The organism is Lamprobacter modestohalophilus, from assembly GCF_016583905.1.
GTDB classification, from domain to species: Bacteria; Pseudomonadota; Gammaproteobacteria; order Chromatiales; family Chromatiaceae; genus Lamprobacter; species Lamprobacter modestohalophilus.
Genome location: NZ_NRRY01000022.1, coordinates 19704 through 37769, shown reverse-complemented (window position 1 = coordinate 37769; position 18066 = coordinate 19704). Strand labels below are relative to the sequence as shown.

Here is an 18066-nt window from a genome sequence, read left to right as displayed (position 1 = left end):
TGGAACTATGAGTTGATCCTCGACTGGAAACGCGGGGCCGATCCGCTCTCATTCTTCCTGTTGATGGCCATGTGCAGTTCACGATGCTGCTGCGAATCACGCCCGGTGTGCCGCTGTTCATCAAGAACTACCTGCTCGGCTTTTCCGGCATCCCACTGAAGCTGCATTTTTGGGTCTCGATGCTGCTCACAGGTGCTTATGGCGCGGGCTTCGTGCTGCTCGGGGAATCCATGCTTGAGCACAATCTGGTCGAAGCGATCATCGGCCTGCTCATCCTAGTGGTGATCTCGCTTGCGGTGCTATTGCTCCGGCGCCTGCTGCGGGCGGGTGAGACTGCCGCCCCGCGGACACGCGAGTTCTAGCAGTCTAGACTGATCCGTAACCGAATACTGCCCGCCATAAGGAGCGGTCCAGCATTGAAATGACAATGCGTCTGCATTACCCTGCAGCGCATCAACCGCGTTGACCGGAGTGCGCCATGCCCGCCAGCCTTGAAGCCGAATCCACGCTGACCGCCCGTTACCAGACCACGGTGCCGGAAACGGTGCGTCGTGCTCTGCGGCTCGGCAAGCGCGACAAGATCCGCTACAGCATACGCCCCAGCGGCGAGGTGGTTCTGACCCGCGCCGAGATCCCTGAGGGCGATGATCCAGTGCTCGGAGCGTTCCTCGGTTTCCTAACGCGCGATATCGCCCGCCATCCTGAACGCCTGCAGGCTGTTGATCCCGGGCTCGTCGAACGACTCCAGGCGCTGGCCGGCGATGTCGACATCGAACTCGATGCGGCCCTGTCGGCCGATGATGAATGAGTCCGGGCCAGCCCTCGATCTTGGTCATCCACGGCTGGACGGTCTTTGCGCATCCGCTGTTTTTGGCACAAATTGAAGCCTTGGCGCAGCAAGTCGAGGCGCTCAAACAGAAAGACCCGGCCGGATACAACAAGAAAAATGCCAGCAAGCGACTGGCCGCCATCACCAAGCTGGCCTTCGATGTGATACCGAAAGATCCAACTGGGCCGGAGTACCGCCAAGGTGGCACGCTTGGCGACGAGCACAAGCATTGGTTCCGGGCCAAATTCTTCCAGCAGTATCGGCTCTTTTTTCGTTACCACGCTCAAGCCAAGGTGATCGTCTTCGCGTGGGTCAATGACGAGAAGACGAAACGCGCTTACAAGAGCAGCAATGACGCCTATCGTGTGTTCCGCAAGATGCTGGAAAGCGGCCATCCGCCAGACGACTGGAACCAGTTGGTTGCCGAAGCTCGCGCCGAGGGGCAGCGTTTGCAGCGACTCACCGATAGTATCTCGCCTTAGGTGTACTGTCCGCGTTCTCCGTCTTTGGCCTCCTGCCCTCAGCCCCTCGCAGCATTGGTGACCAGGCTGCGACTGACGCGGTCGCTTGTATGGGGCTATCAGCGTTTTGCTGAGCGCCGCTTTCGAAGCCGCTGCGCCGATGGTGCCTGCACGCTCGATTGACCAAGCGTGCGACAAGCCTTGCCCCTCAGGGCGGGGAGCAGGATGTCAACTAGCCGAAGCGATTATCGGCCTGCTCATCCTAGTGGTGATCTCGCTCGCGGTGCTGCTGCTCAGGCGCCTGCCGCGGGCGGGTGAGACTGCCGCCCCGCGGACGCGCGAGTGATAGATTCATGACGCGCGAGTGATCGAGTCGTTCAGCCCGATTCTAGATTTTGATGATGGTGTCGCTGTAGCAAGACACCGATGGGTCGCGAGTCATCAGCCGCATCGGCTCAACCAGCGCCTGAGCGACGAGCAGACGGTCGAACGGGTCTTGATGGTGTGCGGGCAGTGCCTCGACCGCCGCCGCATGTTCTGCCTCGATTGCTAGAAAGCGATAACCGGACGCGCGGAAGTAGTCGATGGCCTCTTGACTCGATACAGGCATGTCGCCCCGGCCAAGCGCGTACTTGATCGCAATTTCCCACACACTAGCGACACTCACCCAAACAACGGAGGTGGGCGACTGAATCAACGCCCGAGCTTTTGGCGGCAATTTGGGACTATCGGTAATCGCCCACAGGGCGACGTGCGTGTCGAGCAGCAGGTTCAAACCTGGTCTCCACCCAGGAACAGCCGTGCCACCTCCGCGTTATGGGTGTCAATGCTCTCAGGCACCTCGAATTTACCCTTGGCGACGCCGAGACGTTGGCTGATCGGCACCGTCTCCACCGGTACCAACTTGGCCGCAGGGTGGCCATTACGGGCGATGATAATCTCGCGCTCCCGCCCTTGCTCAATGGCTTCCACTAAGCGGGACAGAGAAGATTTGGCTTGCAGCATGTTGACGGCTTGCATCAGTTGTACGCGAGGAACCTCGCTCGCGTCCTCCGCTTAAGCTGTTGTTGGAGAATGCGTTGGGACGGGTCTAGTCTCGATATTGGTCTAGTCTAGCTAATCACATCGCCGTAGGCCATTTTTCGTCAACGCGGACATGGCTGTTTGAATGCAAAAGCGCGCCCGCAGACAGATGTCGATTGCTTCTGCGGCGACTTGTTAATGGCGACTTGATCATGCCGATGGTCGCGGTTCAAGCGCATGCGCTTCGGTGGCGTTGTAGCCGCTACCGCAGTGCAGCGGCGCTAGCCTGGGCGTTTTTTGTAAGCGCATGAAATCGCGCTCGAGTCCCTCGAGTCGGCCGATGAAGCGCTCGCGTTGCGCGTCGCTCAGGGTTGGCTGCAGGCGCAGCAGCAGATCTGCGAACGCATTGCGGAGCGCCGGCTGTGCCGTGGCCAAGGTGCTCGGCAGGTCGCGGTAGTCGACCAGCCAATCGATCATGAATTGCTCGATGCTCGCCTGCGAGGCCCCACCCCTGAGCAGCTCGATCAGCGCATTGCGCTTGGCCGCGCGGTAGGCGTACCAAGCGGGCGCGGTGTCTGGGATGCGGCGTGTCACATCGGTCACCAGCCCGCGTTGTGCTGAGCTGAGATCGCCGAACCACCAGCGCATCTGATCGACGTAACGCTCGGCTCGCTTCCGTGCGCGACGCGCGGCCTCCTCGGCGCCAGCTTTGGCGGCATCATCCTTGTCTTCCTCGGCAAAGGTCTCCGCTAGGCGATCAATCTGCTGCGCCGACAGGCCCGCGAGAAGCGGCGCCGCAGTCGCGGAAGCGAGGCGGAAATGGCGCTGATAGATCGTCTCGAACTGATCGAACAGGCAGTCGATCTTGGCTCTGGTGAAGCCCTGGTGAGCATCCTGTGCCGCTTGGGCGAAGAAGCTCGCAAGATAGGGCAGCTCCTCGGCGCGGTGACGCTCAAGCGCTGTCTCGAGCACCGGCGACCAGTGCTGCATCTGGGCGCCATCGAGCCCCAGGTAGTCATCGGCATAGCGCTCGATGAAGAAGTCAGCGCTGTTGTAGGCCAACTGCACGCTGGAGCAGCCGGCGGTGAGTAGGCTCAACAGAATGGCGATGAGGATAGGGCGCATCGGCAGGACATCCTGATAGACGGGTAACGAGGCAGCAGAGCTCAGGTTGTTCAGCTGGTCTGGTCTTAAACCGCTTCCAGAGACAGAAACGTCAATTTTCCGCAGTGGGTGCGGTCAAAATTGCACATCCCAAACTGGACGCGGTTTAGATACGGTGAACGTTGATCTCGACGCAGGGACCGCAATCTCAATGGACATCCGAAGCCAAGCCTCTACTGATTGACCATGACCGAGCTGAAAACGTTCTTTGACGGCGGCTGTCCGCTGTGCAGCCGTGAGATCGCCCATTATCGCAAGATCGACCGTGACGGTCGGATTCAGTGGATCGATATCACCCAAGAAGCCGATGCCTTGGCAGGTGCGGGGCTGGATCTGCCAAGCGCGATGCGTCGGCTGCATGTCCAAGAGTCTGATGGCCGTTTGCTCAGCGGCGTTGAGGCCTTCATCGCGATCTGGCAGCGGCTGCCGCGCTGGCATCTACTGGCAGGATTGGTGAACAGGCTGCGACTGACACAGCCGCTGGAATGGGGCTATCAGCGTTTCGCTGAGCGCCGCTTTCGGCGTCGTTGCGCCGAGGGTGCCTGTACGCTCGATTGAACAAGCGCACGATAGGCGCCGAGGGTATCCTGCAATTTCGCGAACCGCTCATTCATCGCGGCGAGCGTCTCGAATAACGCGATCTCTTTGTAACGCGCGGCAAGCTCTTCGGGTTGGAGCGGCCAGGGGGCTTTGGCGCGCGAGGCTTGCAGGAAGTAGACGCAGCGCTGAATGGCTTCCAGCAGACCGGCGAGGTGGCGCTGTTCGGCGACAAGCGGTGGTATGGTCATGTCGGCAGTCTCAAGGGCTGGGCGCGAGCGCGGGCGAGTTGCTGAAATGGCGAGGCCGCCCTGTCATGATCGTCAACGATCAGATCCACCGGCAGTCCGAGTTGGGTTTCCAGGTCGAGCTGCAAGCGGGCACGCTCGAGCAATGGCATGGGCGTTGCGGTTTCGACGAGCAGGTCGAGGTCGCCGCCACGCGCTCGGTCATCGAGGCGCGAGCCAAACAGATAGGTGCGCGCCGACTGGCCGGCATGTTCGGAGACGATGCGCAGTATGGCTTCGATTTGTATCGGCGTCAGGCGCATGGCTTGCCTTTGCTGCGTTGGCTTCGGGCCGGACTATCCAGGACTATCCAACCGCTGTCCGCAGACAGGCCTCGATCGTCTCAAACGCCTGCTGATAATCCTGCTGGCCGCGGCTGCGCGGGGCGTAGACGCGCACCGGCTGGCCGGCGGCGAAGGCCTCGGCGAGCTTGATGTCGTTGCGGATGCCACCTAAGACGCGCTGCTCGCCGAATTGCTCCGCGACCTGGGTGCGGATCAGCCGATGCTGTCCGATCCGTGTATCGAGCATCACCGGCAGCACCCCGAGCAGGCGCAGTTGGGTGTTGGTGCGCAGGGCGACTTGGAAGAAGACCCGTGAGAGCTGCTTGACGCCTTCGCCGGCCAAGGGATGCGGGACGAACGGGATGATCGCCCAGTGCGCGGCTGAGAGTGCGTTGAACAGCAGGTGGTCGAGCGAGGGTGGCGAATCGATAATGATCTGATCGTAGCGCTCGGTGATCGTTGGCTCAGCGATGGCGCGGGCGAGGATTTGGTCATCATCGCGGATGTTGCCGTGGCGAAAGTCGGTGCTGGCGGGAACCAGGTCCAGACCATCCCAGGCTGTGCTGCGGCAGAGCTCGGTCAGCGTCGGCGGCGTGTCGGCAAACAGGTGATGGGCGCTGAGCTGCCCCGGCGTTGGCTGCAGACCCAGCCCGAAGGCGCAATGGCCTTGGGTGTCCAGATCGATCAGTAAGGTGCGTTTGCCGGCGGCAGCGAAGGCGGCGGCCAGGTTGACGGCCGTGGTGGTCTTACCGGTGCCGCCCTTGCGGTTGGTCACCGCCAGCACGCTGGGAGGCGTGTTGAGCAGCATGTCGTTGCCGGCCGTCTTGGTGGCTGTCATCCCTGCAGCGCGTCGGCGAGCACCTGGCGCAGGCTATCGCGCGTGAACGGCTTCGGCAGCGTTGCCTTCACGCCCATCAGCGCCGCCGATTCCAGGTTAAATTCGAGGCTGATGGTGCGCCGCCCACCGGACATGGCGACGATCGGGATGTCGCGTTGCTGCTGATTGAGGGCGGTGATCAGCTCGATGCCGTCGCCATCGGGCATCAGGATGTCGGTCATGATCAGGTCGGGTGACTGGGATTCCAGCAGAGCCAAGGCCTCGCTGCCATTGACCGCGCTGAGCACCTGATGGCCTTCCTTGCGCAGCATGGCCTCGAGCATGGTGCGGAAGAGCTCGTCATCATCAACAATCAGGATCGTCGTCATGGTGGTGGGTTTCCGTCGCTGTGCTAGCGCCGTGGCGCGTTCTCGTCGTGTGCCGCAGATGCGTTCTTATCGAGCGCTGCGGACGCGTTCTTATTGCGCACTGCGGGCGCGTTCTCATCAAGCGCCGCCGGTTCTCGCGCCGCCGGCTGAAGTGATCCGCTCAGGGCTGGCAGATCGATACTGAAGCGGGTGCCGAGGCCGGGCGTGCTCTCCAGGCTGATGGTACCGCCCATGCTGGTCACCAGGCCATGGATGACCGAGAGGCCGAGGCCGGTGCCCTTGCCCGGCGCCTTGGTGGTGAAGAAGGGGTCGAAGATGCGGGCTCTGGTCTCCGCCGTCATGCCTTCGCCGTTGTCGCTGACGCTGAGGCGAAGCAGGGGCTGAGCGGGCTCGAGCGGTGAATCGCTGCGCGGCTCGGTCGCGGCGCCGTGCAGTCGGGGCTCGATGCCGATGCGGATGCGGCCATCGCGAACCTGGATCGCATCAGCGGCATTGATGCAGAGATTCATGATGATCTGCTGGATCTGACTCGCATCGGCCATGATCCAAGCCTGTGGCACCGAGGCCTCGAGCGTCAGGCGGATGCTGACCGGCAGGGTCGCGCGCAGCAGCTCGAGCGTCTCGGCGGCCACCGACACCACATCAACCGGTTCACGCACCTCCGGCATGTCCCGGGCAAAGGTCAGCAGGCGGGCGGTGAGGTCGCGCGCCCGAAAACTCGCTTGCAGGATGTGCTTGAGGTACTGGCTACCGGGCTTGTCCGCTTCGATCTCATCGGTGAGGAGCTCGCTGAAGCCGATGATGCTGCCGAGGATGTTATTGAATTCATGCGCCACGCCGGCCGCCAGGGTGCCGATCGATTCCAGGCGCCGCAGCTGATCGATGCGGGCGTTGAGAATGGCGTTGGTGCGATGCTCGAGCTGTTCGCGAAAGGTCAGGCTGTAGGCCATGTAGGCCTCCATCAGCGGCGCCGTGATCCGGTTGGCGACCTTCGCCAGGAGCAGCTGCGGATGCGCTTGGGCGAGGGCGACCAGGGCATCGTGATGGATCTCGCTGACCTCTTCCAGTGGGATCTCGGCGCGCATCATCTCACGACCGAGTTCGGCGGCCTCGGCAAGGGCGGTCTCGACCAGCAGCGGATCATCGCCGAGCACGGCCTGATGCAGTAAGCGTGCGTAGCGCTCGGCGATGCTGTCCGTCGCGTCTCGCACAGCAGGGGCTTGAGCGGTGGTGTCAGGCATCGGGGGCGAGGCGGCGGCACGCGGCCTTACGGCGGCCATCACCGGGGGCTTGATCGAAGACGTCAGACATGCTGATAGAGGAGCAGGGAGGCATCATCCTGCGCGCTGGCCCAGCGCTCGAGCAGGGCTTGGGCGATGGCCTGGGCGGTGGCCTGAGTAGTGACCTGCCCGGCGATCTGCCCGGCGATCTGCCCGGCGACCTGGGCGCTGGCCTTCTGGTCGATCTCGTCGGTGTCCTGCCCGGCGATTTGGGCGCTGGCGTTCCGGTTGATCTTGGCGCTGGCCCGCCCAGCGACATGCCCAGTGGTCCGTCCAGCGACCTGGCTGGGCTCGGCGGCGCTGAGGGCGTCGGCGATCCGCGCGTCCTCGCCGATCCCATCGGAGAACATCACCAGCCAATCACCGGGTTGAAAGTCATGCTGTTCGGGATAGAGATCGCGGTAGCCGGCGCCGACGATGCCGCGCGCCGCGCCGAGTCGCCTGACCTGGCCCTGGCGCAGTAACAGGGAGCGGATGTTGCCGACCGCAGCATGCGTCAGGCAGTGCGCTTGCAGATCGATATCGGCCATTGCCAAGGCCACGCCGCGAGAGTGCAGCAGGTGCTCATCGCAGTATTGGAAGCGGGCGCTGATCGCGAGAGGTTGCAGGTCGCCAAGCAGCCGCATGACGTTGCAGGCGGCTTGATGGGCGCCCTGGCCATGTCCCAAGCCATCGGCCAAGGCGAGCTGGAGCCGGTGCTCGCCCTGTGGCCAGACGCCGATCTGATCGCCGCAGACGGATTCGCCAGGCATCGCCCGCAGGGCGAAGCCGAGATTGGCGGCAAGGCTACTCATGAGGCGGTCCCTGGGGTGATCGCCGTTCAGGCGCGGGCTGGCGCCATTTCACCGCGCGAATCCGGGTGCCCTGCTGCGTCGAGGAGTCGATGCTGAACTCATCCATGAGCCGACTGGCGCCGGGCAAGCCGCAGCCTAGACGCGCGCCGGTGCTATAGCCTTCGGTCATCGCGAGCGCCAGGTCGGGGATGCCAGGGCCTTGATCCTCGACAGAGAGCTCGATGCCGATGCGGGCGCTTTGCTCGGTGTCGTCGAGGACACACAGACGCACGGTGCCGCCGCCGGCGTACACCGCCAAGTTGGTTGCCAGCTCTGAGGTCGCGATCGCCAGATGGTAGGCGTGTACCTGGCTGAAGCCGAGACGCTCGGCGAGTTGGCGGGCACCACGCGCGACCTCCATCACATCGGCCTCGGTGCGGATTGAGAAGAGACGGCTGGAGGCCCCGTTCAAGTCCCTGTTCAGGTCACCGTTCAGGTCACCGTTCAGGGCTCCGTTCAAGTCCGGTGCGCCGGTCATCTCAGGGCGCCTTGTGGATGCTGATGACAATACGGGTGAGCCCTGGCTCGGAGCTGATCTGAAACTGGTCGACTAGCCGACGGGTACCGGGGAGACCGGCGCCGAGCCCGCCGCTGGTGCTGAAGCCATCAGCCATCGCTAGCGCTAGGTCGGGGATGCCGGGGCCGTGATCCTCAACGGTGACCCGGATGCTGCAGCCCTGCGCGTCGACCTGATCCTCGATCAGGCAGCTGCCCTCGCCGACGTACTGGATGACATTGCGGGTGAGCTCGGAGACCGCGGTGGCGAGCCGAGTCTGATAGGCGCGACCGAAGCCAAGTCGGGCACTGTGCTCGCGTGCGGCATGGCGCGCGGTGACGATGTCGTTATGGGTGCGGATGGGGAGACGCTCGATGGACGCTGGCTCATTCATCCTCGTCACCGGCGAAGCGAATGTCACCCCGACTGGCGATGCGTGTTTTCAGCTGTTCGAGCCCCTGATCGAGATTGAAGGTGCAGTCCGCGCCGATCAGGTCGCGGCCCATCTCGATCAGGGTCATGGCCACGAAGGGCTGCACCCCGCAGATCACCACCTCGGCGCCGAGCAGGCGCACCATGCTGGCGGTGTCGTTGATGACGCGCGCCATGTAGGAGTCCACCACATCCAGCGCGGTGATGTCGACGGCGACGCCAAGCGCCTCGATCTCGGCGACCTTGTTGACCAGATCCGATTGGAACTGCATGGCCTCGTTATCGGTGAGATCTTCCTGGATCGAGACCAGCAGGAGGCGGCCTAGGCGCAGGATTGGGATCTTCATCGTGCGCCACCGTCCATCGCCGAGATGCGCTTACCGGTGATCAGCAGCGCCTCGGCGATCCCAGCACGTAGGCTGGCGCGCGAGATCACATCGCCGAAGCGGATGCCGAGCTTGGTCAGGGTCTGCGCGCCCTCCGGGCTGATGCCGGTGAGCACCACCCGGCTGCCGAGCAGACGCGCAGCATCCACGGTCTTCATGATGTGCTGGGCAACGCTGGTGTCGATGATCGGCACGCCGGTGAGGTCGATCACGGTGACCCGCGCCTCGTACTTGGCGATCGCCTCGAGCAGATGATCGGTGACCTGGCGCGCGCGACCGGTATCGATGACGCCGACCAGTGGCAGCAGCAGGATCTGATGCCAAAGCCGCAGTACCGGCGTCGACAGCTCCATGATCGACAGGCTTTGTTCGGAGATATAGCGATCGCGCTCGGCGAGGGCGCTGTCGAAGGCCTGGCGCGCGATCTGCTCGAAGCAGTGGTCCAGCCAGAGGATGCTGCGATCCGTTGGGTCATGCGCCTCGGCGGCGAGCAGCGCCTTCAGCACTAGATGCTTGAGATGCAGCAGGAAGCCAAGGGTATCGGATAAGTTGCGCTGCAGGCGCGCCTGCTTGGCGATCAGTTGTTGCAGCTCCGTCTTCAGCGCTGCCTGCTGTTCGCTGCGTTCGCTCGCAAGCGGTGCCGGCTGGTCGGGCGCATGCGCTGATGCTTGAGATGGCGTCTGGTTAGGTTGCTGGGCAGGCTCCTGGTTGAGTTGCGCGATGATGGCCCAGAACAGCGCCCGGAGCGGCTCCATCAGCTCCGGATGCGCAGGGTTTAAGCCCGAGTCTGCAGCGGCTTGGGAGAGATCGTGCAACCAGTGATTGAGCAGCTGATCCTGATGGCTGCTTAGGACCTGGGAGAGAGACAGCGTCATGATAGAGGGTCCTGTGGCGGCGGTTGAACGGCAATAAGGTTGGTGCGCGATGAGAGAGGCGATGGGAGAGGCGATGAGATACGCGATGAGATACGCTATCAGAACAGCTCAATGCGGGGGCCCGTGTCGGTCTCGCTGTCCTCGGTGGCATGATCCGGATGGCTATGCATCGACTCTTTCGTCAGGTATTGCTCCAGCAACGTCTGCAAGGCTTGTGACAACTGTGGCCGTTTTTCCTCGGCGACGTCGTCTGGTCGATCGTCTAGCCGATCATCTAGCCGATCGTCAATCTCGCCATCAGAGGCCGCGAGCTGGGCGAAGGCCAGATAGAGCGCTTGGCGTTCCATCAGCGCATCCTTGATGCGGTTGAGTCGTTGACTCTCGACATCCTGATACTGCAATAGCCCGAGGATGTCGGCGATCTGCTCGGCGAGCTCGGTATTGTGTCGCGTCACCACGGTGAACAGCGTCTTGTAGAACTGGCGCATGTCCTCATAGCTGTGCTGCAGCCGCTCGAAGGCCACGGCCACCTGGTTGGCCTGTTCTAGCTCATGACTGGCATTGGCCAGATCGCTCTCGTTGAGGCTCTTCTTCACCGAGCTTAGGGCGTGATCGAGGCCAGATTGGATGGTGTCTGCGGCCTCCGCAGAGCGGTTGGCCAGCGAGCGCACCTCGGCGGCGACCACGGCAAAACCCCGCCCCGCCTCGCCGGCCCGCGCGGCCTCGATGGCGGCATTGATCGACAGCATGTTGGTCTGTCGACTGATCGCCTTGATCGATCCCGCCAGTCCCTCGAGATGCTGGATCTCCGAAAAGATGTTTTCGACCGCCTGGTTATTTTGGCGAATCTTGTCAGGCAACTCCTCGACGAAACTGGCGATCTTGTTCATCTCGTCCACCCCCTCGCTAATATCCGTTGCCATGTCACTGGCATTGCTGTCGGAGTGCTGCAGGTAGTCGAGCAGCTTATGCGCGGAGGTATTCAACTGGTCGACCCGGGTGATCAGGGTCAGGGTCGAGGATTCGCTGTCGCGCACCGATAACGCGAGATGGTCTTGCAAGGCCTGGTCGATGCCGGCGCTGGCGCTGAGCGCTTGCTGAGTGCTCTCGAGCTGGTGGTCGAGCATCCCATGCTCGCGGTTGAGGATCGCGGCGTTGGCGCGAAACAACAGCAGGGCGGCGAGTGCATGGGTGGCGAGCAAGAGCCCGGCAATGCCCAACGCGAGGGCCGCGGGCTCACTGAGCGGGAGCATCCGTGCCAGGTGCTGAAGCCAGCCATGGCCGATAGAGACCAACAGGGCGAGTAGCAGGGTGCCAAGCCCAATGGCCGCGGCAGTGATGAGCTGCAACCGGCGCAAGCGCTCCGCGCGTGTCGCCTCTTCGGGGAGTTGGAGACTGGCTGCGGCGTCGCGCAGCCTGCGCAACAGCCGTTCAAGCACCCGGCAGCACCTGCTTGATGACCTTGACCAGATCGGCGCCGCTGGTCGGCTTGAGCAGCCAGCCGGTGGCGCCGAGCTTCTTGGCCTCGTCGCGCTTGGCCTGTTGGCTCTCGGTGGTCAGCGCCAGGATCGGCACGAAGCGCATGCCGGGCAGGGCGCGTGCCTTTCCGATGAACTCGATGCCGCCCATGTTCGGCATATTGATATCGGTGATGATGAGGTCGGGCTTGACGCCGCTCTTGAGCTTGTCGACGGCCTGAACGCCATCGTTGGCGGTCTCGACCTTGAAGCCGGCAATCTCCAGGCTGGCCTTCAGGCTCATGACCATGGTGGCGGCATCATCGACCACGAGAATGGTCTTAGGCATGGTTGGACTCCATTTCATCGAATGCGGTTTTGAGCCAATCCGCGAGTGCAGGGTCATCCGGCCAGGATGTGATGGTTGGCCGCAGCGCCATCAGCACCTGCAGATTGGCGGCGTGTAGATGGTGACAGGCGCTGAGGTCGAGCTGCCCATCGCGATGTTCGAGCAGCCACTCCAGCAAGGGCTCGGCCTCCTCGACGCCTAGGATATCGCTAATGACCACGGTATTTCCATGGATATCCATGCCCATCACAGTAGACCTCTGGGGTTGATGACCAAGAGCACCGAGCCATCGCCCAACAGGGCGGAGCCGGCATAACCCTTGATGTTGCCGAGAAAGCCGGCGAGGGGCTTGAGGATGATATCCACCGTCTCCAAGCAATCATCAACGATGATGCCGAGAAAATCGTTCTCGATCCGCACCACCAGCACCGCCAACTCGCGGTCGTCATTGGCGACCTGCGGCTCACCCAAGCCCAAGAGGTCATTGAGCGCCATCAGCGGCATGACCCGTCCGCGCAAGACGGTCGTTTTTTGCTGCTTGATCGTCTGAATGCTGGTATCGGGCACGCGTACGGTCTCGGCGACGGCATCCATGGCGACACCGAAGCGCTGCCCGGCGGATTTGATGATCATCACATTACTTACCGCCATCGACAGCGGCAGCGAAAGGCGCAGGAGCGTGCCCTTGCCGGGCTCGCTCTTGAGGTCGATGCTGCCGTTGACCTGGGCCACGGCATTGCGCACCACGTCCATACCGACACCGCGCCCGGACAGGTCGGAGACCTTGGCGGCGGTCGAGAAGCCCGCCGCGAAGACCAGGTTCACAGCCTCCTGATCGCTGAGCCGTTCCAGCGTCTGCTCATCGATGATGCCTTTCTCGTAGGCCTTGCGCCGCATGGTCTCGGGATCGATGCCGCGACCATCATCGGCAATCTCGATCACTACCCGGTCCGACTCCGAGCGCGCGCGGATGCTCAACTGCCCGGCTGGCGGCTTACCGGCGACGCGGCGCTCCTCGGCGGTCTCCAGGCCGTGATCCAAGCTGTTGCGGATGATGTGCACCAGCGGATCGGCCAGGGATTCGATGACGTTCTTATCGGCTTCAGTCGATTCACCCTCCATCACCAGGTGAACCTCCTTGCCGAGCTTCTTCGCCGTATCGCGGACTAGTCGGGGGAAGCGCTGGAAGACGAAGGACACCGGGAGCAGACGGATCTGCATGATTGCGTCTTGCATCTCATCGGCGATGCGATGGATGGTGCTGTACTGGCCCTTGATCTCGCGCGCCAGATCACGCACGCCAAACACCTTTTCGGCACGGGCGGCGAGATAGGGCAGGGCATTCTTGGCGACGATCATCTCGCCGATCAGGTTCATCATGGTGTCGATCTTGGTCTGGTCGACCTTGATCGCGCTGGGGGTGGCGTAGTTGTCCTCGAGCCGGCGGCCGAACTTGCGCGGCGCAGCCTGAGCGCCTGCAGCGTTGCTGGCCTGGGCGCCAACAGGAGCGCTTGAGGCCGCGCCAGCGCCCCTGCTGTCCCCGGTCGCACGCACGGCGGCATCAGCGGACGCGGGAGTCGCTGAAGTATCGAACGCAGCGGCGTCGGCGAGCGACGCGGAAGCAGCGGAGAGGCCGGAGGCATCGGCAGCGTCGAAAGCAGCCGGAGCCTCGGCGATGGCGGCCAGGTAGGGCGCGCCCTGTACCTCAATCCAGTTGCGTAAGGGGCGCGGGCTGTCCTGCTCCAGCGCCTGCTGCAACGCCGTCTCAAGGGTCGTCAACGCGGCTTGATCGCCAAGGCTGCCGAAGGCCGCACGCAGGCAAGCGGCGACCGCGCGCAGGCGACCCTGAAGCCAGTCAGGCTGGTCTTCCAACGCCAGGATCTCGGCCTGGGTTTGCAGGATGCCGGCCAGGGGTTCGCCGATCGACAAGCGTCTGGTTTGCTGTTCTGCTGGGATCTGGCTCTCTTGCTGATCGGCTGTTGGTTGCGCTTCTGGTTGCGCTTCAGCCTGGGTTGCCGCTTGGACTGGCGGAGCGCCTGCCGTCGAATCCGACGGCAGTGCCGCCATCGCCATCGGGTCCTCCAGCTGGCGGATGCGCGCCAACAAGGCCTCAGGCAGCGCCTGATCCTCGGGCTGCGTTTCCAGCAGTAGCAGTAGCCAGCGCATGGCTGAGGCGATGCGCAAGCCAGGTGCCGCAAGCTCCAGCAGCACACGGCTGCTCTGGATCAGGCTCGGCAGGTCGCCGTGCGCGAGCTGCTCGCTGGCAGTCTGCAGATAATCGGCGACGGGCACACCGTCGTGTGCAGCGCCGGTCGGGATCGGCAAGCTTGCCAGGGTGATCGGTCGGACCTGGACCTGATCGGGCACATAACGAAAATGCTCGGCAAGGCTGTCGCGATCCATCGCGGTGATGCACTCGAAGCGCAGCAGACAGCGGTAGGCATCCAGGGTCTCAGGATCTGGCCAGGGCTCACGCGCACTCAATGCGCGCCACAGCGGTGTGTCGACCTGGATGATCTGGAAGAAGGGGTCCTCGCCCTTGAAGAAACACTCCTCCTCGGGCTCGTAGCAGATCAAGAAGAAGGTCTCGCCGGCGAGCGTCTGCCGATACAGCTGCATGCGCAGGGCTTCCGACACCCGGGCAAGCGCGGCGCTGAGATCCGAGTTTGCCGACGGGATTGCCGCCGAAGCAGTGGCTCGATCGGTTGCTGCCCCAGCTCCTGACGGGCTGGTCGAGTCGCTGGTCGACGCATTAGCAGACTCGCCCGTCGACGGGGCTTGGCTGGCAGCAGCGGCTTTTGGCGGGTCATCATCGGGCTTGAGCTGCTGCAATGAGCGCGCCAGATCGACGGCCGCAGCCGAGCGGTCGGCATTAGCCGGCAGGTTGTCGCTATCGGCCTGCTGGATCTCATCGAGCACGGCCAAGACGAAGTCCATCGCCTCGAGCAGCTGGTCGGCGAGCGCCTGCGAGTAGGTCGCACGTCCGGCCCGGACCGTATCCATCAGGTCCTCGGCCGCATGCAGTACCCGGATCATCTCCGGCAGATCGAATAGACCGCTGTTGCCCTTGAGCGTATGCACCAGCCGGAACAGCTCGCCCATGAGCGCCTGGTCATCGGGCCTGGTCTCCAGTTGCATGAGCTTTTCGCCAATGGACTGGATGGCATCACGCGACTCACTGAGGAACTGTTCCAGTAATGGCGTCATCAGTCTTGCCACTCCCCGAGCAGGCCTTGCACATGGGCCAGCAGCTGTTCAGGCTTGATCGGCTTGAGGATGTAGAGATTGGCACCGGCAACCAGGGCGGTGTGGCGATCACTGGCAGAGGATTCGGTCGAGATCATGATCGCTGGGGCCTGAGGTACATCCAACTGGCGCAGTGCGCGCAAGAAGCCGTAGCCATCGAGCTTCGGCATATTGACATCAACCAGGTACAGATCGAAGGGCGCCTGTTCGAGCTTTTCCAGGGCTTCCAGCCCATTGATCGCCTCATCGACCACAAACCCCGCTTTCTCGAGGATTTCACGGTGATAGAGGCGCACTGTGGCGGCGTCATCAATGACCAGAATGCGTTTCATCGCGCCTCCAGGGGTTTCTGATAGACGATCGCTTCGGGAAACCGCCGGATGTCGAACAGCGGCGAGATCCGGCTCATCGCCTCGGAATGCCCAAGGCAGATGAAGCCGCCGGGGTTCAGGGCATCAAAGAAGGACTCCGCCGTCTTCTTGCGCGAGATGTCATCGAAGTAGATCAGCAGATTGCGACAGAAGATCACATCAAAGTGCCGATGGCTACGCATGTCGGCGCTATCGCTGACGTTGACCTGGGTGAATTCCACCGCTTCGCGCAAGGTTTGCCGTACCTGGTACTGGGTACCAACGCGCTGGAAGTATTTCTTCAGCAGCGGCTCCGGCACATGCTGCAGGGCGCGATCGCTATAGAGGCCTTGCTTGGCCTGTTTCAGGATTTGGGTGTCGATATCCGAGGAGATGATCTCGACATCCCATTGCCGCAGCAGCGGCCAGTGCTCGAGCAGGTAGATGGCGATGCCATAGGGCTCCTCGCCGGAGGACGAGGGCACCGACCAGATCCGAATCGGCTTGTTCGAGGTGCGCCGCGTGACGATCTCGGTGAGCATCGAACCGACCAGACATTGAAACTGATACTCCTCGCGAAAGAAGTAGGTCTCGTTGACCGTCATTAGGTTGATCAGGGCCTGTAATTCGGCCCCAGAGGCCTGGAAGCGTAGCAGGGTGAAATAACCGCGAAAGGTCTCGTTGTCGGTTGCCGCCATGCGCTCGAGCAGGCGCTTGTCGACGAAGTAACGCTTGCCGTCCTCAAACAGCATGCCCGTCTTGCGATAGAAGAATTCCCTGAACTTCTGGAAATCTTCGTCGCTGATCCTCGGGTGATTCAGCATCAGGCTTCGTCGGCCTCGATACGCTTGAGGGCGAGATCAGCGGCAAACTGAATGTAAGGCTCCTCGGCGAAGCGCTGCTTCAGGGATGCCAGTGCGACCTTGGCCTGATCGCTGCCGACCTCGCCGAGTAGATCGACCGCCGTGGCGCAGACGTTCACATGGGGGTCCTCGCTGATGACCTCGATCAACCATTCCTCGACGCGCGGATGCCGCAGAGATTCGAGCACATCGACGGCAAAGATGCGCACATCCGGGTCGGAGTCCTTCAACAGCTGGCCCATGAAAGGTGCAACCTGATCGGGTAATTCCTTCAACACCTCGATCGCGGCATTGCGCAGCATCACATCTTCGAGATAGAGACAATCGATCAGGCCCCGGATCGCCGTCTCGTTGCCGATGCCGGTCAGTGCGGTCAGGATCACCTGGCGAACGCTGTTCTCGCGCTCGCTGCGGAGTTGGGTCAGCAGGGCGGCGGCGGCCTCCGGATAGGCTTCGAGGTCGCGCGCCGCCCAGCGCCGCGTCAGTGGATCTTCCGCTTGCAAGGCGAGCAGGAGTCCGTCCAGATCGCGCGCCTGTTGACGCTCGCCGGGGACATCGGTCGCCGGCGTCGGTTTGCCTTTTTTGAGTCCCATGGTCTGTGTTGGCTGGTCTCTTGTGATTAGCCGGCGTTGACCCACTGAATGATCTGTTCGGCGACGTGCTCCATCGAGAGCACCTTGGTGGCACCACCGCGGTTGATCAGTTCTGCCGGCATGCCGAAGACCACGGCAGATTGCTTGGATTCGGCGATGGTGCGGGCACCACGGCGGTTGAGCTCGGCGAAGGACTCGGCCCCATCGTAGCCCATGCCGGTGAGCAGCACGCCAATGACGCGCCGCGGATCGCAATGCTGGAGCACCGATTCGCCGAGCAATTCCACCGACGGATGCCAAAGATGCTCGGCGGATTCCGGGCGCGAGCTGACCATGAGCCGGTTCGCCCGGCGCACGACGACCATATCCGCGCCACCCCGGCCGATGCAGATCTGTCCGGCCTCCAGCAGCTGCGGCCGCTGCAACTCGAACACCTCGAGCGCGCACAGGCCATTCATACGATCGGCGAACGGGCGGGTGAAGCTCGGCGGCATGTGCTGGGCCACCAAGACCGGCCAGGGAAAGTTGGCTGGTAATCGCGGTAGGATGTCCTCAAGCGTGCGTGGGCCACCGGTCGAGACGCCTATGATGACGAGCCCATCGCGGCTCGCAGCCTGATCGATCGCCAGCGGTGACCGTTTCGGGGGCGCCGGCTGAGTCGCCTTGGAGACGCTCAGATCGCCGCGGATGCGGGCCGCCAACCCGCGCGACTTCTTCAAGTGCGCACCGGCGGCGGCGCGCACCTTGGCGATGATCTCGCGCTCGATCTCGGCGATCGACAGCGAGATGGTGCCGTCGGGCTTGGGGATGTAGTCGACGGCGCCGAGATTGAGCGCCTCAAAGGTCGAGAGCGCGCCTTTCTCGGTCAGCGAGGAGACCATCACCACCGGCACCGGACGCTCGGCCATCAGCAGCGACAGCGCCGTGAGTCCGTCCATCTGCGGCATGTTGATGTCGAGCGTGATGACATCCGGCTCGAAGCGGCTGTTCAGCTCGACCGCTTCCTCGCCATTGCGGGCGGCTTCGATCTGGAAGTCGCCCTCGGCCTGGAAGATGTTCTTGAGCTGACGGCGCATCAGCGCCGAGTCATCGACGATCAGCAGCTTGATCACGGC

Annotated in this window: 25 protein-coding genes; 4 read left to right on the top strand and 21 right to left on the bottom strand. The window is 62.9% G+C overall.

Annotated features, from left to right (window positions below; translation table 11 throughout):
- Positions 1-83: 83 nt before the first annotated feature.
- From CKO42_RS13855 to CKO42_RS13845, 3 genes are all read left to right on the top strand, one after another.
- Positions 84-362, top strand: a complete 279-nt coding sequence (locus CKO42_RS13855; RefSeq protein ID WP_200244959.1) for a TVP38/TMEM64 family protein — start codon at positions 84-86, stop codon at positions 360-362.
- Positions 363-478: 116 nt separating this feature from the next.
- Complete coding sequence (locus tag CKO42_RS13850) at positions 479-808, top strand: type II toxin-antitoxin system PrlF family antitoxin (RefSeq protein ID WP_200244958.1); 330 nt, start codon at positions 479-481, stop codon at positions 806-808.
- A gap of 20 nt (positions 809-828) precedes the next feature.
- Positions 829-1311: a type II toxin-antitoxin system YhaV family toxin gene (locus CKO42_RS13845; protein ID WP_242479383.1), complete on the top strand. Its 483-nt coding sequence runs from the start codon at positions 829-831 to the stop codon at positions 1309-1311.
- Between the two features lie 367 nt (positions 1312-1678).
- Here CKO42_RS13845 and CKO42_RS13840 read toward each other — a convergent pair whose 3' ends face one another.
- The 3 genes from CKO42_RS13840 to CKO42_RS13830 all read right to left on the bottom strand — a co-directional run bounded on the left by CKO42_RS13840 (position 1679) and on the right by CKO42_RS13830 (position 3438).
- Positions 1679-2065 (bottom strand): type II toxin-antitoxin system VapC family toxin, encoded by a 387-nt coding sequence (locus tag CKO42_RS13840; protein WP_200244955.1) that lies wholly within the window; start codon positions 2063-2065, stop codon positions 1679-1681.
- Complete coding sequence (locus tag CKO42_RS13835; RefSeq protein ID WP_200244954.1) at positions 2062-2310, bottom strand: type II toxin-antitoxin system Phd/YefM family antitoxin; 249 nt, start codon at positions 2308-2310, stop codon at positions 2062-2064. Before CKO42_RS13835 ends, CKO42_RS13840 begins: the two co-directional genes overlap by 4 nt.
- 213 nt (positions 2311-2523) lie before the next feature.
- Positions 2524-3438 carry a DUF6279 family lipoprotein gene (locus CKO42_RS13830; protein ID WP_200244949.1) on the bottom strand — a complete coding sequence of 305 codons (915 nt, stop codon included), beginning with the start codon at positions 3436-3438 and terminating at the stop codon, positions 2524-2526.
- A gap of 225 nt (positions 3439-3663) precedes the next feature.
- Here CKO42_RS13830 and CKO42_RS13825 point away from each other — a divergent pair, with 225 nt between their 5' ends.
- Entirely contained in the window at positions 3664-4035 is a 372-nt protein-coding gene (locus CKO42_RS13825; protein ID WP_200244948.1) for a thiol-disulfide oxidoreductase DCC family protein, read from the top strand.
- Here CKO42_RS13825 and CKO42_RS13820 read toward each other — a convergent pair.
- From CKO42_RS13820 to CKO42_RS13735, 18 genes are all read right to left on the bottom strand, one after another.
- A complete protein-coding gene (locus tag CKO42_RS13820; protein WP_200244947.1) occupies positions 3972-4265 on the bottom strand; it encodes a hypothetical protein in 294 nt (97 codons plus the stop codon). The genes CKO42_RS13825 and CKO42_RS13820 overlap by 64 nt on opposite strands.
- Positions 4262-4564, bottom strand: a complete 303-nt coding sequence (locus CKO42_RS13815; RefSeq protein ID WP_200244946.1) for a nucleotidyltransferase domain-containing protein — start codon at positions 4562-4564, stop codon at positions 4262-4264. The genes CKO42_RS13820 and CKO42_RS13815 overlap by 4 nt, the downstream gene beginning before the upstream one ends.
- A 43-nt stretch (positions 4565-4607) precedes the next feature.
- Positions 4608-5423, bottom strand: a complete 816-nt coding sequence (locus CKO42_RS13810) for a ParA family protein (protein WP_242479382.1) — start codon at positions 5421-5423, stop codon at positions 4608-4610.
- Complete coding sequence (locus CKO42_RS13805) at positions 5420-5791, bottom strand: response regulator (RefSeq protein ID WP_200244945.1); 372 nt, start codon at positions 5789-5791, stop codon at positions 5420-5422. Before CKO42_RS13805 ends, CKO42_RS13810 begins: the two co-directional genes overlap by 4 nt.
- A gap of 23 nt (positions 5792-5814) precedes the next feature.
- Positions 5815-7032 carry a sensor histidine kinase gene (locus CKO42_RS13800; RefSeq protein WP_200244943.1) on the bottom strand — a complete coding sequence of 406 codons (1218 nt, stop codon included), beginning with the start codon at positions 7030-7032 and terminating at the stop codon, positions 5815-5817.
- A 62-nt stretch (positions 7033-7094) separates the two neighbouring features.
- A complete protein-coding gene (locus CKO42_RS13795; RefSeq protein ID WP_200244941.1) occupies positions 7095-7865 on the bottom strand; it encodes a SpoIIE family protein phosphatase in 771 nt (256 codons plus the stop codon).
- Positions 7858-8382: an anti-sigma regulatory factor gene (locus CKO42_RS13790; RefSeq protein ID WP_200244939.1), complete on the bottom strand. Its 525-nt coding sequence runs from the start codon at positions 8380-8382 to the stop codon at positions 7858-7860. Before CKO42_RS13790 ends, CKO42_RS13795 begins: the two co-directional genes overlap by 8 nt.
- 1 nt (position 8383) lies before the next feature.
- Positions 8384-8794, bottom strand: coding sequence for an anti-sigma regulatory factor (locus tag CKO42_RS13785; RefSeq protein WP_200244937.1), 411 nt, complete (start codon positions 8792-8794; stop codon positions 8384-8386).
- The gene (locus CKO42_RS13780) at positions 8787-9179 is read right to left on the bottom strand and encodes an STAS domain-containing protein (protein ID WP_200244935.1); all 393 of its coding nucleotides are present in this window, start codon (positions 9177-9179) and stop codon (positions 8787-8789) included. The genes CKO42_RS13785 and CKO42_RS13780 overlap by 8 nt, the downstream gene beginning before the upstream one ends.
- Positions 9176-10093, bottom strand: coding sequence for an STAS domain-containing protein (locus CKO42_RS13775; RefSeq protein WP_200244934.1), 918 nt, complete (start codon positions 10091-10093; stop codon positions 9176-9178). Before CKO42_RS13775 ends, CKO42_RS13780 begins: the two co-directional genes overlap by 4 nt.
- Before the next feature lie 98 nt (positions 10094-10191).
- The gene (locus CKO42_RS13770; RefSeq protein ID WP_338034920.1) at positions 10192-11532 is read right to left on the bottom strand and encodes a methyl-accepting chemotaxis protein; all 1341 of its coding nucleotides are present in this window, start codon (positions 11530-11532) and stop codon (positions 10192-10194) included.
- Positions 11525-11899 carry a response regulator gene (locus CKO42_RS13765; protein WP_200244932.1) on the bottom strand — a complete coding sequence of 125 codons (375 nt, stop codon included), beginning with the start codon at positions 11897-11899 and terminating at the stop codon, positions 11525-11527. The genes CKO42_RS13770 and CKO42_RS13765 overlap by 8 nt, the downstream gene beginning before the upstream one ends.
- Positions 11892-12146, bottom strand: coding sequence for a hypothetical protein (locus CKO42_RS13760; RefSeq protein ID WP_200244929.1), 255 nt, complete (start codon positions 12144-12146; stop codon positions 11892-11894). Before CKO42_RS13760 ends, CKO42_RS13765 begins: the two co-directional genes overlap by 8 nt.
- Positions 12146-15106, bottom strand: coding sequence for a chemotaxis protein CheA (locus CKO42_RS13755; protein ID WP_200244928.1), 2961 nt, complete (start codon positions 15104-15106; stop codon positions 12146-12148). The genes CKO42_RS13760 and CKO42_RS13755 overlap by 1 nt, the downstream gene beginning before the upstream one ends.
- Positions 15106-15477: a response regulator gene (locus tag CKO42_RS13750; protein ID WP_200244926.1), complete on the bottom strand. Its 372-nt coding sequence runs from the start codon at positions 15475-15477 to the stop codon at positions 15106-15108. The genes CKO42_RS13755 and CKO42_RS13750 overlap by 1 nt, the downstream gene beginning before the upstream one ends.
- Complete coding sequence (locus CKO42_RS13745) at positions 15474-16319, bottom strand: CheR family methyltransferase (protein ID WP_200244924.1); 846 nt, start codon at positions 16317-16319, stop codon at positions 15474-15476. The genes CKO42_RS13750 and CKO42_RS13745 overlap by 4 nt, the downstream gene beginning before the upstream one ends.
- On the bottom strand, positions 16319-16951 hold the full coding sequence (locus CKO42_RS13740; RefSeq protein ID WP_200244922.1) for a HEAT repeat domain-containing protein: 633 nt from the start codon (positions 16949-16951) through the stop codon (positions 16319-16321). The genes CKO42_RS13745 and CKO42_RS13740 overlap by 1 nt, the downstream gene beginning before the upstream one ends.
- 26 nt (positions 16952-16977) lie before the next feature.
- Positions 16978-18063, bottom strand: a complete 1086-nt coding sequence (locus CKO42_RS13735; RefSeq protein ID WP_200244921.1) for a chemotaxis-specific protein-glutamate methyltransferase CheB — start codon at positions 18061-18063, stop codon at positions 16978-16980.
- Positions 18064-18066: the final 3 nt, after the last annotated feature.

Excerpts from the sequence above, each read along its gene's own strand:
- CKO42_RS13855 (WP_200244959.1), top strand. The coding sequence starts at position 84 with ATGCTGCTGCGAATCACGCCCGGTGTGCCGCTGTTCATCAAGAACTAC.
- CKO42_RS13850 (WP_200244958.1), top strand. The coding sequence starts at position 479 with ATGCCCGCCAGCCTTGAAGCCGAATCCACGCTGACCGCCCGTTACCAG.
- CKO42_RS13835 (WP_200244954.1), bottom strand. The coding sequence starts at position 2,310 with ATGCAAGCCGTCAACATGCTGCAAGCCAAATCTTCTCTGTCCCGCTTA.
- CKO42_RS13830 (WP_200244949.1), bottom strand. The coding sequence starts at position 3,438 with ATGCGCCCTATCCTCATCGCCATTCTGTTGAGCCTACTCACCGCCGGC.
- CKO42_RS13825 (WP_200244948.1), top strand. The coding sequence starts at position 3,664 with ATGACCGAGCTGAAAACGTTCTTTGACGGCGGCTGTCCGCTGTGCAGC.
- CKO42_RS13820 (WP_200244947.1), bottom strand. The coding sequence starts at position 4,265 with ATGACCATACCACCGCTTGTCGCCGAACAGCGCCACCTCGCCGGTCTG.
- CKO42_RS13815 (WP_200244946.1), bottom strand. The coding sequence starts at position 4,564 with ATGCGCCTGACGCCGATACAAATCGAAGCCATACTGCGCATCGTCTCC.
- CKO42_RS13810 (WP_242479382.1), bottom strand. The coding sequence starts at position 5,423 with ATGACAGCCACCAAGACGGCCGGCAACGACATGCTGCTCAACACGCCT.
- CKO42_RS13805 (WP_200244945.1), bottom strand. The coding sequence starts at position 5,791 with ATGACGACGATCCTGATTGTTGATGATGACGAGCTCTTCCGCACCATG.
- CKO42_RS13800 (WP_200244943.1), bottom strand. The coding sequence starts at position 7,032 with ATGCCTGACACCACCGCTCAAGCCCCTGCTGTGCGAGACGCGACGGAC.
- CKO42_RS13795 (WP_200244941.1), bottom strand. The coding sequence starts at position 7,865 with ATGAGTAGCCTTGCCGCCAATCTCGGCTTCGCCCTGCGGGCGATGCCT.
- CKO42_RS13790 (WP_200244939.1), bottom strand. The coding sequence starts at position 8,382 with ATGACCGGCGCACCGGACTTGAACGGAGCCCTGAACGGTGACCTGAAC.
- CKO42_RS13785 (WP_200244937.1), bottom strand. The coding sequence starts at position 8,794 with ATGAATGAGCCAGCGTCCATCGAGCGTCTCCCCATCCGCACCCATAAC.
- CKO42_RS13780 (WP_200244935.1), bottom strand. The coding sequence starts at position 9,179 with ATGAAGATCCCAATCCTGCGCCTAGGCCGCCTCCTGCTGGTCTCGATC.
- CKO42_RS13775 (WP_200244934.1), bottom strand. The coding sequence starts at position 10,093 with ATGACGCTGTCTCTCTCCCAGGTCCTAAGCAGCCATCAGGATCAGCTG.
- CKO42_RS13765 (WP_200244932.1), bottom strand. The coding sequence starts at position 11,899 with ATGCCTAAGACCATTCTCGTGGTCGATGATGCCGCCACCATGGTCATG.
- CKO42_RS13760 (WP_200244929.1), bottom strand. The coding sequence starts at position 12,146 with ATGGGCATGGATATCCATGGAAATACCGTGGTCATTAGCGATATCCTA.
- CKO42_RS13755 (WP_200244928.1), bottom strand. The coding sequence starts at position 15,106 with ATGACGCCATTACTGGAACAGTTCCTCAGTGAGTCGCGTGATGCCATC.
- CKO42_RS13750 (WP_200244926.1), bottom strand. The coding sequence starts at position 15,477 with ATGAAACGCATTCTGGTCATTGATGACGCCGCCACAGTGCGCCTCTAT.
- CKO42_RS13745 (WP_200244924.1), bottom strand. The coding sequence starts at position 16,319 with ATGCTGAATCACCCGAGGATCAGCGACGAAGATTTCCAGAAGTTCAGG.
- CKO42_RS13740 (WP_200244922.1), bottom strand. The coding sequence starts at position 16,951 with ATGGGACTCAAAAAAGGCAAACCGACGCCGGCGACCGATGTCCCCGGC.